At 46.4% G+C, this 14,505-nt stretch carries 7 protein-coding genes; 5 read left to right on the top strand and 2 right to left on the bottom strand.

Features of this window, described 5'->3' with window-relative positions; translation table 11 throughout:
* The first annotated feature begins 96 nt into the window (after positions 1–96).
* The 3 genes from lpdA to AC5YBX_RS15545 all read left to right on the top strand — a co-directional run bounded on the left by lpdA (position 97) and on the right by AC5YBX_RS15545 (position 8,467).
* Entirely contained in the window at positions 97–1,524 is a 1,428-nt protein-coding gene (lpdA, locus tag AC5YBX_RS15555; RefSeq protein WP_494520764.1) for a dihydrolipoyl dehydrogenase, read from the top strand.
* Between the two features lie 151 nt (positions 1,525–1,675).
* A complete protein-coding gene (locus AC5YBX_RS15550) occupies positions 1,676–6,163 on the top strand; it encodes an EAL domain-containing protein (RefSeq protein WP_494523996.1) in 4,488 nt (1,495 codons plus the stop codon).
* Between the two features lie 90 nt (positions 6,164–6,253).
* Positions 6,254–8,467 carry a patatin-like phospholipase family protein gene (locus AC5YBX_RS15545; protein WP_494523995.1) on the top strand — a complete coding sequence of 738 codons (2,214 nt, stop codon included), beginning with the start codon at positions 6,254–6,256 and terminating at the stop codon, positions 8,465–8,467.
* Positions 8,468–8,624: 157 nt separating this feature from the next.
* On the opposite strand, the gene hxpB is transcribed toward AC5YBX_RS15545, so the two are convergent.
* Positions 8,625–9,299 carry a hexitol phosphatase HxpB gene (gene hxpB / locus AC5YBX_RS15540; protein ID WP_475515023.1) on the bottom strand — a complete coding sequence of 225 codons (675 nt, stop codon included), beginning with the start codon at positions 9,297–9,299 and terminating at the stop codon, positions 8,625–8,627.
* A gap of 428 nt (positions 9,300–9,727) precedes the next feature.
* Here hxpB and acnB point away from each other — a divergent pair, with 428 nt between their 5' ends.
* Positions 9,728–12,325 carry a bifunctional aconitate hydratase 2/2-methylisocitrate dehydratase gene (gene acnB, locus AC5YBX_RS15535; RefSeq protein WP_475515022.1) on the top strand — a complete coding sequence of 866 codons (2,598 nt, stop codon included), beginning with the start codon at positions 9,728–9,730 and terminating at the stop codon, positions 12,323–12,325.
* Between the two features lie 106 nt (positions 12,326–12,431).
* Here the strand turns inward: acnB and rsd are convergent, their stop codons facing one another.
* Positions 12,432–12,899, bottom strand: a complete 468-nt coding sequence (gene rsd / locus AC5YBX_RS15530) for a sigma D regulator (protein ID WP_494520767.1) — start codon at positions 12,897–12,899, stop codon at positions 12,432–12,434.
* 473 nt (positions 12,900–13,372) lie between these two features.
* Here rsd and hemE point away from each other — a divergent pair, with 473 nt between their 5' ends.
* Positions 13,373–14,437 (top strand): uroporphyrinogen decarboxylase, encoded by a 1,065-nt coding sequence (gene hemE, locus AC5YBX_RS15525; RefSeq protein ID WP_494520768.1) that lies wholly within the window; start codon positions 13,373–13,375, stop codon positions 14,435–14,437.
* Positions 14,438–14,505 lie beyond the last annotated feature (68 nt).

Raw genomic sequence — 14,505 nt, 5'->3', positions numbered from 1 at the left:
TGCGGCCACCTTACAAGAACATACGTTCAAAAGCTGGCGTCATACAGCGTTGGGCCGGGATTCCTCCCAACGGAATGAAAAAGAATAGAGGAAAACATGAGTAACGAAATCAAAACTCAGGTAGTGGTATTAGGGGCGGGTCCTGCGGGCTATTCAGCGGCATTTCGTGCTGCCGACTTAGGGCTAGAGACTGTGATCGTTGAGCGTTTTAGCACCCTTGGTGGTGTATGTCTAAACGTCGGCTGTATCCCGTCAAAAGCGCTGTTGCATGTATCTAAAGTGATTGAAGAAGCGAAAGCGATTTCTCATCACGGTGTGGTCTTTGGCGAGCCACAGATTGATCTTGATAAACTACGTGAGTTTAAGCAAAGCGTCATTAGCCAGTTGACTGGCGGTCTTGGCGGCATGTCTAAGATGCGTAAAGTCGACGTCGTTAATGGCCTAGGTAAGTTTACTGGTCCTAACACGCTTGAAGTGGCCGGTGAAGATGGTGTTAAAGTGATCCACTTTGAAAAAGCCATTATCGCTGCGGGTTCTCGTCCAATCCAGTTACCGTTTATTCCTCATGAAGATCCACGCATTTGGGACTCAACTGACGCGCTAGAGCTGAAAGAAGTTCCTGGTAAGCTGCTGGTTATGGGCGGCGGTATCATCGGTTTAGAGATGGGTACTGTGTACTCTTCACTGGGTAGTGACATTGACGTGGTTGAGATGTTCGACCAAGTGATCCCTGCTGCCGATAAAGATATCGTGCGCGTGTACACGAAGAAGATTAAGAAGAAGTTTAACCTTATTCTTGAAACTAAAGTGACCGCAGTAGAAGCCAAAGAAGATGGTATCTATGTGTCAATGGAAGGCAAAAAAGCCCCGGCTGAGCCTGTGCGTTATGACGCAGTATTGGTTGCCATTGGTCGTACGCCAAACGGTAAGTTAATCGACGCTGATAAAGCGGGTGTTAACATCGATGAGCGTGGTTTCATCAATGTAGATAAGCAGCTACGCACTAACGTGCCGCACATCTTCGCTATTGGCGATATCGTGGGTCAACCAATGCTGGCTCACAAAGGTGTGCATGAAGGCCATGTTGCCGCTGAAGTGATTGCGGGCATGAAGCACTACTTCGATCCAAAAGTGATCCCATCAATTGCGTACACAGACCCAGAAGTGGCTTGGGTAGGTGTTACCGAGAAAGAAGCTAAAGAGCAAGGCATTGCTTACGAAACGGCAACTTTCCCATGGGCGGCCAGTGGACGTGCAATCGCTTCAGACTGCGCTGACGGCATGACTAAGCTGATTTTCGATAAAGAGACTCATCGCGTTATTGGTGGTGCTATCGTGGGTGTTAACGGTGGCGAACTACTGGGTGAAATTGGTCTTGCAATCGAAATGGGTTGTGACGCAGAAGATTTAGCCTTAACGATCCATGCTCACCCAACCCTACATGAGTCAGTGGGTCTTGCCGCTGAAATCTACGAAGGTTCAATCACTGATTTGCCTAATCCTAAGGCAAAGAAGAAAAAATAACCTCAAGTTATTAAAAAAAGCGCTCATTGAGCGCTTTTTTTTTGTTAATCTAATTCCACCTTTATTTTTATCATTTCTTTTACAAAAGGTTGAGTGCGATAACAACACCTCTATTATGGTTCACCGTTCGTCTGGCTGAGCTGCATTTTTTATGAATATGACGTTACTCTTGCGTCTACTTTTACTGCCTATTCTATGGGTTGGCTTGCTATTGCCTGCTTATGGTGATCAGTTGGTGCAGCGGGTGTTTAGTGCCCGTGATGGTTTACAAAATGCGAAGGTTAATGACATTACTTTCGATAAGCATGGTTACACCTGGCTGTCGACCGAAGAGGGTCTTTATCGAATTAGCGATATCAAGGCACGAAGAATCGATAAGAATATCGATGGTATCCGCCTGTCAGACGAATTTATCACTTTGACAGAGTCGTTGAGTGACACCCACTTGTTGGTCAGTACCTATGCCAACACCTATCTGTACAATATGGTCACCGATGAGTTTAGCCTATTTGGTAGCGACGCATTATTTAGCGATGTACGTCGCAGTGGTTTACGTGGTCTATCTTTATTAAGCGACGGCAATTATCTGCTGCTTAATAACGTTGCAGAGCTGTATCGTTTTGATTATCAAGCCATGACATTGACCTTTGTCAACGCTCTTCCTCACGATCCGGATTCAAGATGGTTAACGTTATCGGCCAGTGCTAACAACCAATTTATTTTTGCCAAGAAAAGAGAACTGCAACTAAGAGACAGCTTAGGCATGCTAAAGGGAGTATTTACCTGGACCGAAGCGATGGGGCAGATAAATACCCTATTTGAAGACAGCCAGCAGCGAGTGTGGTTGGGGTCGACGAACGGGTTATATCGTGTGCATCCTGATTCGTTAACGGTCGAAAAAATGAGTCAGGCTTCATTTCATATCTCAGATATTGACCAAGATAAAAGTGGGTTTTTGTGGCTTGCGGGTCGAGATGAACTGGCAAAATGGCATCCCGATACCGCGCTATTTAAGCTGTTTGATGATCAGATTAAGTTAGTAGCCGATCTCAACTATGTGCATGAAATCGCGGTTGATAGCAACGATCTTGTCTGGGTCGGTGGCTCAGGAAGTGAGCTGGCTATCCTAGCCGATACCGCCGAGTTTGTCATAGAGAGCTATACGCGTAAGCCCCCCTACCAACTTGTCGATGATATGGTGTGGAGTATTTTTGCTCAGCAAGAGTGGTTATGGCTAGGCACAGATCAAGGCTTGATTGAAATCAACCGTGAGCAACGCCGCAGCCAGTTGATCTCCATTGATGCGATGGAGGTCAGTGATAGTGTATATAGCATTAAGCCACTTGATGAGGCGCACCTCTTGCTAGGCACCACCAATGGCTTGTTTGTCTATAACCGCGATGATAACCAGATGTTACGTTTTGCGCAGTGGACTGGAGGTCAATCGTCGCTAGAAAATAAGATTATTTATTTGGTGTACCACGATCCCTTGTTGACCCATCGTTGGTGGTTTGTCACGGCGACAGGATTATTTTACTGGGATCAAGGTAGCCAAGCTCTGTACGCTTTTTCATTACAAGATATAGACGGAAAGCAATATCAAAGCCCCCTGCGTGCTATTTTTCGTGCCAGTGACGGTAAGCTCTGGTTGGGCGGTGGTGATCATTTTGGCTATGTTGATAATCGGGGGATCTACTATTCGCGCAGCGATGTGATTGATGATGGTGAGCGAGCGGTCGATATTAGTTATATCAGTGAAGTGGATTCGGACGTATTGTGGCTGGGAACCTCGCCTAATGGGTTGGTCGAATATTATCCTAAAACAGGGCAGCATTATACGTTAACCCAAGATTGGCAACTTGAATGCGGCTCGGTGTATTTTATTGAGCAACTAGCCGATTATCGGGTGTTGGGCTGCAACACTTCATTGATCCGCCAAGATTTAGCCAGTGGAAAACTCTTGGTTATCGAGCAGCAAGATGGGCTTTTGAGCGAAGAGCTTAACGATGGCGCCTCGTTTTATGAGCCTGGAATTGGCTTGTATATTGGCAGCCCTGATGGGGTTGAACTTATTGATGTCTCCAAATTGAGCAACCGTTTGGCTGCTGATGGCATTATGCTGGAGTCGATGTCGGTATTTTTTGATGAAACCACCGAAAGGTCACTTTTACCTGAGCCCAACAGTGTTGTTGCGCCCGGTGCTCACATGATCAGTTTTCAACTCACCAGTTTAAATTATCTTACAGACTTACCCTTGCAGTTGCAGTATCGCCTACGGCGCGATAATGGCCAATCTCCCGCTAACTATGTGTTGTTGCAAGGGCAGTCCCAGGTCAATATTGCGGGCTTACCCGAAGGTCATTACACCCTAGATATTCTCAGTGAGCAAAATGGTATCTGGTCACCAAGGCCATTTTCTTACTCTTTTAGTGTGCAAGACTATTGGTGGACCAGTGACTGGTTTAAAGCCTTGATTATTATGACTGCGATCGCCATTGGATTCTGCTTTTTAATGGTGAGGCAAAAGCAATTATCGGCCTTTAAACGAGTCAATCGCGCGCTGCGAGAAAGTGAAGACCGTCTACGGCAGTCGTTGCGTGGCAGCGACTCTGAATTATGGGAATGGCACAGTGATAATGGTTTATTCAATTTGGAGAATCACGGTGGCAATTTCCCCAGTCATGAACAGCAGCTGTTACTCAGCATCAAGGAGTTTCCTGTTCATGACGATGATCGCGCAAAAGTGGTTAAAGCCTGGCAACGCTTAATTACTCAACAAGATGACCGTTTAGATGTTGACTATCGATATTGGCGTCTCGATGGCACTTGGGGTTGGACCCGTGTCAGTGGCAAGCCGCTTGAATTTGACCCTGTTAGTGGTGCGATTAAGAAAGTGGCTGGAATTTATACTGACATCACCACCCAGCGGCGCTTAGAGGATGACGTTAAGTTGCTGGCTCAGGCCTTTAGTAACACCTCAGAAGGGGTACTGATCCTCGATGCTGATGAACAGGTTAAGGTATCAAATAAGGCGGCACAAACCATATTACAGATGAGCGCAGAGGAGTTGATTGATTGTGCCTTCTCTCAATTGCTGCACCATCATGGCTCAACTGCAAATATGGACGCTGCTAATAATGATATTCGTCTTTTACTTGAGCATGACCACACCTGGACTGGCGAGCATAGTTTCTGTACCCCCGCTGAAAAAATATGCCCGGTATGGTTAAATTTATCGACGATGACCAATGAAGATGGAGGGGTTACCCATTATGTGGCCGTGTTCTCCGACATCTCAGAGCGCAAGCAGACAGAGGCGTCACTGCGACAGTTAGCTAACTATGATGTGTTGACTGGGCTGCCCAATCGCTCGTTATTTTCCACCCGATTGGATAAAAGTATTCAGCGCGCCGAAGCCAATAACCAGACGTTGGCGCTGATCTTTCTCGATCTCGATCGTTTTAAAAGTGTGAATGACTCCTATGGTCATAGCATGGGCGATGCTCTTCTGGTTGAGGCGGCTAAGCGACTGCAATCTTGTGTGTCTGATGAGCATATTTTGTGTCGTTTTGGTGGTGATGAGTTCCTGATTTTATTGCGTAACATTAACGATATAGATGCGATAAACCATCTATGCGAATCGTTAATCCGTCAAATTGAGCTGCCGTTTGAACTCTTTGGTCGTGAGTTTTTTATCTCCACCAGCATCGGCGTGAGTCTCTGGCCCGATGATGCCAAGCAGGCGGAGACCTTGATTAAAAATGCCGATCAGGCGATGTACCATGCTAAAGAGGTGGGGCGGGGCAATTTCCAATATTACTCTGCAAAGCGCAATGCAGAATCCTTATACCATCTTAAGCTTGAGGCGGACCTGCATAAAGCTATTGCTCGAGAGGAGTTTGAGCTGCACTACCAACCGCAAATCGATATGTTAAAAGATGATACAGTGGTTGGCATGGAGGCACTGCTGCGTTGGCGTCATCCGCAGGAGGGGTATATTAGTCCCGATATCTTTATTAAGGTCGCCGAGTCTTGTGGTTTGATTATTGATATCGATCGCTGGGTGCTAAAGCAGGCCTGTATGCAAGGGGCTCAATGGGCTAAGCGTTATGGCGATGCACTACAACTGTCAGTCAATATTTCTGCGGTGCATTTTAGGCAGCCCGACTTCATTCAAGGAATTGAACAGGCATTGCAAACATCTGGGATGCCAGCGCAAATGTTAGGGTTGGAGATCACCGAAGGGGTGTTGATGAAAGAGCTTCATATCGCCAAAGAGCACCTACAAGCCTTGCGTATTTTAGGCATTGATGTGGCCATTGACGACTTTGGTACGGGTTACTCATCGCTGGCTTATTTACGTAGTTTCGATGTTAGCACCTTAAAAATCGACCGCTGTTTCTTAATCGATATCGCCAATAATGAGGCCGATCAGGCCATTGCTAGTAGTATTATTGAGTTGGCGCGCAACCTTAAGTTAACGGTTGTGGCCGAGGGCGTTGAGACTAAGGCGCAGCTTGAGCAGGTCTTCAGTCGAGGTTGTTACATTATTCAAGGCTACTATTTTGCCAAACCCATGGCGGTGCCAGAGTTTGAGGCGTATCTCAATGCGCAACAGCATACCGATGTCGGCCAGTAATGTGATTGAATAAAAAGCAAACTTTTTAGTTTGTTAAGATGTTTGCTAGACTGTATTTCTTTGTATCAATCACTTAAATAAAGACCTCATATGATGCGTTTTTTGCTGCTATCTATAACATTGTTTTATGGCGTTAGTGCCCTTGCTGACGATGTTCGCCCCAAGGTGGGCCTAGTGCTTAGTGGCGGCGGTGCCAAAGGTGCTGCTCACGTGGCGGTGCTTAAAGTGCTGGAAGAGCAGCGGATCCCTGTTGATTTTATCGCCGGTACCAGTATTGGAGCCTATGTCGGCGGTATGTATGCGCTGGGCTACAGTGCTAACGAGATTGAAGCCATCATGATGGGCGAAAATTGGAGTGATGGCTATTCTGATACTATTCCGCGAGAGGCGTTGAGTTACCGTGATAAGCAACACAGAGACAGGTTTAATATTCCTATTAATGTGGGATACAGCGACAAAGAGATAAAAACGCCTAATGGTTTGCTCCGCGGCCAAACCATGTCGATATTACTGCAACGCTCTACCGATTTAGTTCATCAATTTAGTAGTTTTGATCAGCTGGCGATCCCGTATCGTGCGGTTGCAACCGATTTAGAAACTAGCCTGCCCGTGGTGATGGATCACGGTAGCCTGGTTGATGCGATGCAAGCCTCGGCAACGGTGCCCGGTGCACTGCAAGCGGCGCAATACAATGGCAAGATGGTGGTTGATGGCGGTATCGCCAACAATATGCCTGTCGATGTGGTTAAGGCGATGGGGGCCGATATTGTGATTGCGGTTGATATTGGCTCTTCTTTGGTTAAGCGCGATCAGTTGGCCAGCACGGTCGCGGTATTGAATCAGCTATCGACCATGTTGACCAACGCCAGCACCGAACGTCAAAAGCAGCTGCTGACTGAGCAAGATATTTTGATACGCCCAGATGTGGGTGAGTTGAGTACCACAGATTTCACTATCATGCCTGAAGCTTATAGCTTAGGTGATGCGGCAGTATTGGCGCAACTCGATAGACTCAAAGCCTTATCTGTCAGTCAAGCATCCTACCTTGATTATCAAGCAAAAAAAGATGTCCAGCGATTAAGTTGGAACAATAATATGCTGCAACCTGTAGTTGAATTGCGCTTTGAAAATAACTCTAAAGTCAGTGCCAAACTATTGCGGGAAACCTTAGGGGTTGAGATAGGGGATGTTGTTGATAAAAATACGCTAGAACAAGGAATTAAAAATATTTATGCATTAGATAAATTTGAGCGAGTCAATGCCGAATTTATTGATACTGATGCTGGTAGGATACTCGTGCTCAACACTCAAGCTAAATCTTGGGGACCCAATTATTTTCAGCTCGGTTTCAGTTGGGAAGATGATTTCAGTCTCGATTCAGTGGTGTCATTGGATGTGGCTTACACCATAACCGATCTTACTCAATATGGCGGTGAGTGGCGTAACGAATTACGTCTCGGGTTTGAGAAGCTACTCTCCACCGAATTTTATTTGCCGCTCGATTCTGATCAACGTTTTTTTGCCCGCACCGAACTCTCTTATCAGCGCAAAGATTGGGATTTTTACGAAGAAAACAATCGAGTGTTGCGTTTAGGGCAAACAAATTATGCTGCCGATCTAGGGCTTGGTTTTAATTATGTCAATCATGGAGCGGTAGAGTTAGGCTTGACTGCGCAGAATGGCTATTTGGAAAATGGATTCTTACCGGGGGATTTAGATTATCAGTCCTATGGGGCTTACCTTAAGTTTGGCTTCGATGATCTTAACAGTATTAACTTTCCCACCTCGGGCAATCGTATAACGCTTGATTTCTATTATCGTAAAGATGAGAGCCCGCAGGAGATTGCGACCAATCCATCCGATATTTCTTTTCAATTTGAGGGCAGCTGGCGCGGCGCTTTAAGTTTTAATAATCATGCCGTGGTGGGGATGGCTTCGTTTGCAACGGTCGATAATGATGATCAATTTAGTGTGCACGTTTCAGAGTTAGGTGGCTTCCTTAATTTATCTGGTTATCATAAAAATGCGCTCGTTGGCCCACATAAGGCGTTTGGCGCCTTTGTTTACCAATACGATCTTGGCCGCGATATGCTGGGAATGACCGATTACCCCCTCTATTTAGGGGTCAGTATTGAAGCCGGTAACGTGTGGTTGGCACGCGATGATATCAATATGAATGAGTTAATCTATGGCGGCAGTCTGTACTTTGGCACCGATACCTCGGTAGGCCCGGCGGCCTTTGGTTTTGGCTGGGCCGATGACGGTGAAAGATCGGTGTTTTTATTTTTAGGTAAAAATTGGTAACCCTGAATTAAAGCATATTCACTGGGCCTTGATTGCAACCACCTATGTAAGCCGAGTGATTGGATTACGAGCAAAAGCCGACATCACTGGATGTCGGCTTTTTTACTTCATGGCTGAATCGGCAGCAGGCATTACGTTTATTCACTGGTGATTAGCGCTATTGGGTAAACATGAGCTGGGTTAAATAGTGATTTAACTGAGTTAAGTCATCCAGTTTACGGTGCGCTGCAGCCCACTTAGCGTGCTCGGCCTCATGGCTTGCCGGAACCACCACAGTATGCATATTGGCCGCTCTGGCGGCGATAAGGCCATTAAAGGAATCCTCAATGGCGATACACGCTTGGGGTGTGACCTGTAAAGCGGCTGCGCAATTAAGATAGACCTCGGGATGCGGTTTACCAAAGGTGAGCGACTCGGCGCTGCAGATGGCATTAAAATAATGGCCTATATCCAGTTTTTGCAGTACGGCTTCGATGAGTGGCGATGATGAAGAGGTGGCTAAGCCAATTTTTAATTGCTTATCTTGGCAGGCTTGCAGTGCCGATATGGCGCCACACATGGCCTCACCGCTGCGCAATATTTCTGCCGCGACTTGCTGCACAATGGCGTTGGCCGTGGCTTGATTATCATAATTTGGCCAAGGGTGGCGTCGATACCAATAGTCGACCACTTGGTCGATACGCAATCCGGTGGTTTGTAGCGTATCTTGTAGGCAAATTGGCAACCCTAATTGGCTAAATACATTGATTTCAGCCGCTTGCCAGCTGGGTTCAGAGTCGATTAATACCCCGTCCATGTCGAAGATCACCGCAGCTACTCTTTTGTGGGTCATTGAGCCATTCCTGATGGTTATTTACGCATTGTCGATGGAATATTATGCGTATTTCTGGGGTAAATACGACCGATAAGGTGAAGTTTTTTAAAATATTTTTGCGCATAAATGCGCTTTTTAGTGCGTTTATAATAAATTATTGTTAAGCACCAAAATTAATGTTTATCAACTAGTTATTGCTTGTTTCAAACTATTGTCTAATTTCATTTGTTTTATCACTGAGATAAATTGCCTTGCGCCCTAGAGAATCCCGGTAATTTCTCACTTCTAAGAGTGTGATCTGATTCATACTTTTGCAAAGCTGTAGTATAATGCGGCCGGAAATACGGGTTAAGCCTGCTTGACTGTTAACTAACTTCAAAATGTTACTTCAAAATTGAAGACGTGCAGTTTCGCTGTTAGAACGCCAAACAAAGAGGAATGTTGCCGTGCTAGAAGCATATCGTAAACACGTCGCAGAACGTGCTGCAGAGGGCGTAGTCCCTAAGCCACTAGATGCCCATCAAGTGGCCGAGTTAATCGAATTAGTCAAAAATCCGCCAGCGGGTGAGCAAGAATTTATTCTTGACCTGCTAGAAAATCGAATTCCACCCGGTGTCGATGAAGCTGCATACGTCAAAGCAGGCTTTCTTGATGCACTTGCCAAAGGTGAGGTGACTTCACCTATCCTATCTTCAGCGCGCGCTGTTGAACTGCTTGGCACTATGCAAGGCGGCTACAACATTGAGCCACTGATTGCTCAGCTGGACAACGATGCCCAGGCACCGTTAGCGGCGAAAGCCTTATCAAATACCCTACTGATGTTTGATGCGTATCACGATGTCGTTGAGAAGATGCAAGCGGGTAACGCTCATGCTAAGCAAGTGGTTGAGTCTTGGGCGAATGCCGAGTGGTTCTTGAACCGTCCGAAGCTAGCTGAAAAAGTGACCCTGACCGTATTCAAAGTGACCGGTGAAACCAACACCGACGACTTGTCTCCCGCGCCAGATGCCTGGTCTCGTCCTGATATTCCATTGCACGCTTTAGCTATGCTAAAAAATGCCCGTGACGGTATCGTACCCGATGAGCCAGGTGTTGTGGGTCCAATCAAAGAGATCGCAAGCCTTAAAGAGAAAGGTCATCCACTCGTGTACGTGGGTGATGTTGTCGGTACCGGCTCTTCACGTAAATCAGCTACTAACTCAGTATTGTGGTTTATGGGCGATGATATTCCTTATGTGCCTAACAAACGCGCTGGCGGTTTCTGTCTAGGCGGTAAAATTGCCCCAATTTTCTTTAACACCATGGAAGATGCTGGCGCTTTGCCTATCGAGCTTGATGTTAACGAAATGAACATGGGTGATGTGATTGATATCTACCCATATCAAGGTGTGGTTAAGCGTCACGGCACTGACGAAGTGATTTCAGAATTCAAACTGAAAACCGAAGTCTTGTTAGATGAAGTGCGTGCTGGTGGACGTATTCCATTGATCATCGGCCGTGGCCTGACTGATCGTGCACGTGAAACACTAGGGTTACCTGCATCAGATATTTTTGTTCGTCCACAAGATGTGGTTGATTCTGGCAAGGGTTACACCCTAGCGCAGAAGATGGTCGGTAAGGCGTGTGGTGTTGCTGGTGTGCGTCCAAACCAATACTGCGAACCTAAGATGACCTCTGTCGGTTCTCAAGACACGACCGGCCCTATGACCCGTGATGAGCTAAAAGATTTGGCTTGTCTTGGCTTTAGCGCCGATTTGACCATGCAGTCTTTCTGTCACACCGCGGCTTATCCAAAGCCAGTTGACGTGAACACGCATCACACGCTACCTGATTTCATCATGAACCGTGGCGGTGTGTCACTGCGTCCAGGTGACGGGGTTATCCATTCGTGGTTAAACCGCATGCTACTGCCTGATACGGTTGGTACGGGTGGTGACTCGCATACGCGTTTCCCAATCGGTATCTCATTCCCAGCAGGTTCCGGTCTAGTGGCGTTTGCTGCCGCGACAGGTGTTATGCCGCTGGATATGCCTGAATCTGTATTGGTACGCTTTAAAGGTGAGATGCAGCCCGGTATCACATTGCGTGACTTGGTACATGCTATTCCGCTCAAAGCTATCGAAATGGGCTTACTGACCGTTGAGAAGAAAGGTAAAATTAATGCTTTCTCTGGTCGAGTACTGGAGATTGAAGGCCTTGAAAAGCTGAAAGTTGAGCAAGCGTTTGAGCTATCTGATGCCTCAGCCGAGCGTAGTGCTGCAGGGTGTACCATCAAGCTAGATAAAGAGCCTATCATCGAATATCTCAACTCTAACATCGTCATGTTAAAGTGGATGATCGCCGAAGGCTATGGTGACCGTCGTACTATCGAGCGCCGTATTACTGCGATGCAAGAGTGGATTGCGAACCCAGAGTTGATGGAAGCCGACAGCGACGCTGAATACGCTGAAGTGATCGAAATCGATTTGAATGAGATCAAAGAGCCTATTTTGTGTGCGCCAAACGATCCAGATGACGCAGTGCTATTGTCATCGGTTGCCGATACTAAGATTGACGAAGTCTTCGTTGGTTCTTGTATGACTAACATTGGTCACTTCCGCGCAACCGGTAAGATGCTAGACAAGTTTGCAACGACCTTGCCAACACGTCTATGGATCGCGCCGCCAACTAAGATGGACAGAGACCAGCTCACTGAAGAAGGTTACTACGCTATCTTCGGTCGTGTCGGTGCGCGTATCGAGATCCCTGGCTGTTCATTGTGTATGGGTAACCAGGCACGTGTAGCCGAAGGCGCAACTGTGGTTTCAACCTCTACGCGTAACTTCCCTAACCGTTTAGGTACGGGGGCTAACGTTTACTTAGCCTCGGCTGAGCTAGCGGCGGTGGCGGCATTACTGGGTCGTCTACCAAGCGTCACTGAATATCAAGATTATGCTAAAGAGCTCGATGCGACAGCATCAGATACTTATCGCTACTTGAACTTCGACAAAATTGAATCTTATACTCAAAAAGCGGGCGAAGTGATCTTCCAGTCTGCGGTATAAATGAATCGATTCGATTAGGTAAACAGCAAAAAGGCCAGCTTATTAGCTGGCCTTTTTAATGTGAGTAAATTGCTGTTTAAATGTAATCTATCACTTAAGTGCAACCTTAAGCAGATTTACGATGCAGTACTTCTAACAGTTGATCTTCTAATTGAAAACGGGTTTCCATGGCATCGCCAAGTGATGATAAATCATGGTCGAGTTGATATAGAATTTGGTCATCATCGGCTTCAGTGTATTTGTCACTAAAGTCGAGTGCCACATCGGTCGTCTCGCTGATCTTCGGCATCACCTCTTGCGTGAGGTTTAGGCAGGATTGGCCATTTGTGTCACAGGCGCTAACAAGGCGATCGTAAACCTCAAAGTGACCTTCGGAAACATAATCGACTAAAAGATCGCAAAAGTCTTTTACTGATTGAAAGCTAGGAAGTGACTTATCGTGAGATTCATAGGGAGGCAATCCCGCAACTTGGCAATATTGGATCAGTAACTTACGTCGATGATTGAGCCATTGGTCAATCAGTGTGTTGGAGCCTCTCCATTTTTGTTCGGCTCTTTCCAATTGCTTTAGCATGACGTTCCCCATCCACATTGTCCTGTAACTTCTAATGTAGGTGACAACCACTGCTTTGATCAACTCTTTTTTGGTGTAAACAGAGCCAAGGTACGTCTGGTCTAATCTGCTGGTTGTATATGTAAAACGAATGGGTGAGCCACTGTGGTGCTGAAAATAAAATGCCCAGCGATAGAATCCTATCGCTGGGCGAGTAAAGGTATTGCGGGCTCGATGCGACGAGCTTCTTGATTGTTCTTGCTAGCGCAGACTTTTTATATCAAAGGCTTTGATGTGGTGCAACGTTTTTCTAACGAATTAGGAACCTTTGCCTCATTATCCATTAATAGTCTGTCGCAAAAACAAACAGGTAGACGATAAAATTATAATCAAGCGGCGTTTGTCACATAAATGTACTGATGGAGGTTACTTTATTCACGTAAATGCTAAACTACTGTCCCAGCGGAAATCAATAAGCGTAGGAATAGAGCCTCATGGCAGAATTAAAAAATGATCGTTATTTACGTGCCTTACTAAAACAACCTGTTGATAGAACTCCTGTTTGGATGATGCGTCAAGCTGGTCGTTATCTTCCAGAATATAAAGCGACCCGCGCCGAAGCTGGTGACTTTATGTCTCTTTGCAAGAACCAAGATTTGGCCTGCGAGGTCACTCTTCAGCCGCTTCGTCGTTACGACTTAGATGCCGCGATCTTGTTCTCTGATATTTTGACTGTGCCTGATGCTATGGGGCTTGGTCTCTATTTTGAAGCGGGCGAAGGCCCACGTTTCGAACGTCCTACCGATACCATAGATGCCATTAAAAAGCTGTGCATTCCCGATCCAGAAGATGAACTGGGTTATGTGATGAATGCCGTAAGCACGATTCGTCGTGAGCTTAAAGGTGAAGTGCCGTTGATTGGTTTTGCTGGTTCGCCTTGGACCCTAGCGACTTATATGGTTGAAGGTGGTTCAAGCAAGGCGTTCGAAAAAATCAAAAAAATGGCCTACGAAGAGCCTGCCACACTGCATATGCTGCTCGATAAGCTTGCCGATTCAGTTACCTTATACCTGAATGCGCAAGTGGCTAATGGTGCTCAGTCATTAATGATTTTCGATTCGTGGGGCGGCGCATTATCACATCATGCTTACCGTGAATTCTCACTGCGCTATATGCAAAAGATTGTTGACGGACTAACGCGTCATGCTGATGGTCGTCAAGTGCCTGTGACCCTATTCACCAAGGGCGGTGGTTTGTGGCTAGAAGCGATGGCTGAAACTGGCTGTGACGCATTAGGTCTCGACTGGACTGTGGATATCGGTGATGCACGTCGCCGCGTGGGTGATAAAGTTGCCCTGCAAGGCAACATGGATCCTTCTGTGCTGTATGGTACTCCTGAGCGTATCCATCAAGAAGTGGATCAAATCTTGGCCTCTTACGGCGAAGGCACTGGCCATGTATTTAACCTAGGACATGGTATTCACCAGCATGTCGATCCAGAGCATGCGGGTTCGTTCATCAAGTCGGTGCATGCACTGTCTCCTCAATACCATAAGTAGTCTGTACTTGAGGTGAGTCTAATTAAAAAAGCCCGTTTAACGGGCTTTTTTAATTTTAACAGGCTCAT

It is taken from the genome of Shewanella sp. 492 (assembly GCF_059338445.1).
Note: the sequence above shows the minus strand (reverse complement) of the source record. Positions and strands in the feature narration are given on the sequence as shown.

Coding starts and splice junctions, on each gene's coding strand:
- lpdA (WP_494520764.1), top strand. CDS start 97: ATGAGTAACGAAATCAAAACTCAGGTAGTGGTATTAGGGGCGGGTCCT.
- AC5YBX_RS15550 (WP_494523996.1), top strand. CDS start 1,676: ATGAATATGACGTTACTCTTGCGTCTACTTTTACTGCCTATTCTATGG.
- AC5YBX_RS15545 (WP_494523995.1), top strand. CDS start 6,254: ATGATGCGTTTTTTGCTGCTATCTATAACATTGTTTTATGGCGTTAGT.
- hxpB (WP_475515023.1), bottom strand. CDS start 9,299: ATGACCCACAAAAGAGTAGCTGCGGTGATCTTCGACATGGACGGGGTA.
- rsd (WP_494520767.1), bottom strand. CDS start 12,899: ATGCTAAAGCAATTGGAAAGAGCCGAACAAAAATGGAGAGGCTCCAAC.
- hemE (WP_494520768.1), top strand. CDS start 13,373: ATGGCAGAATTAAAAAATGATCGTTATTTACGTGCCTTACTAAAACAA.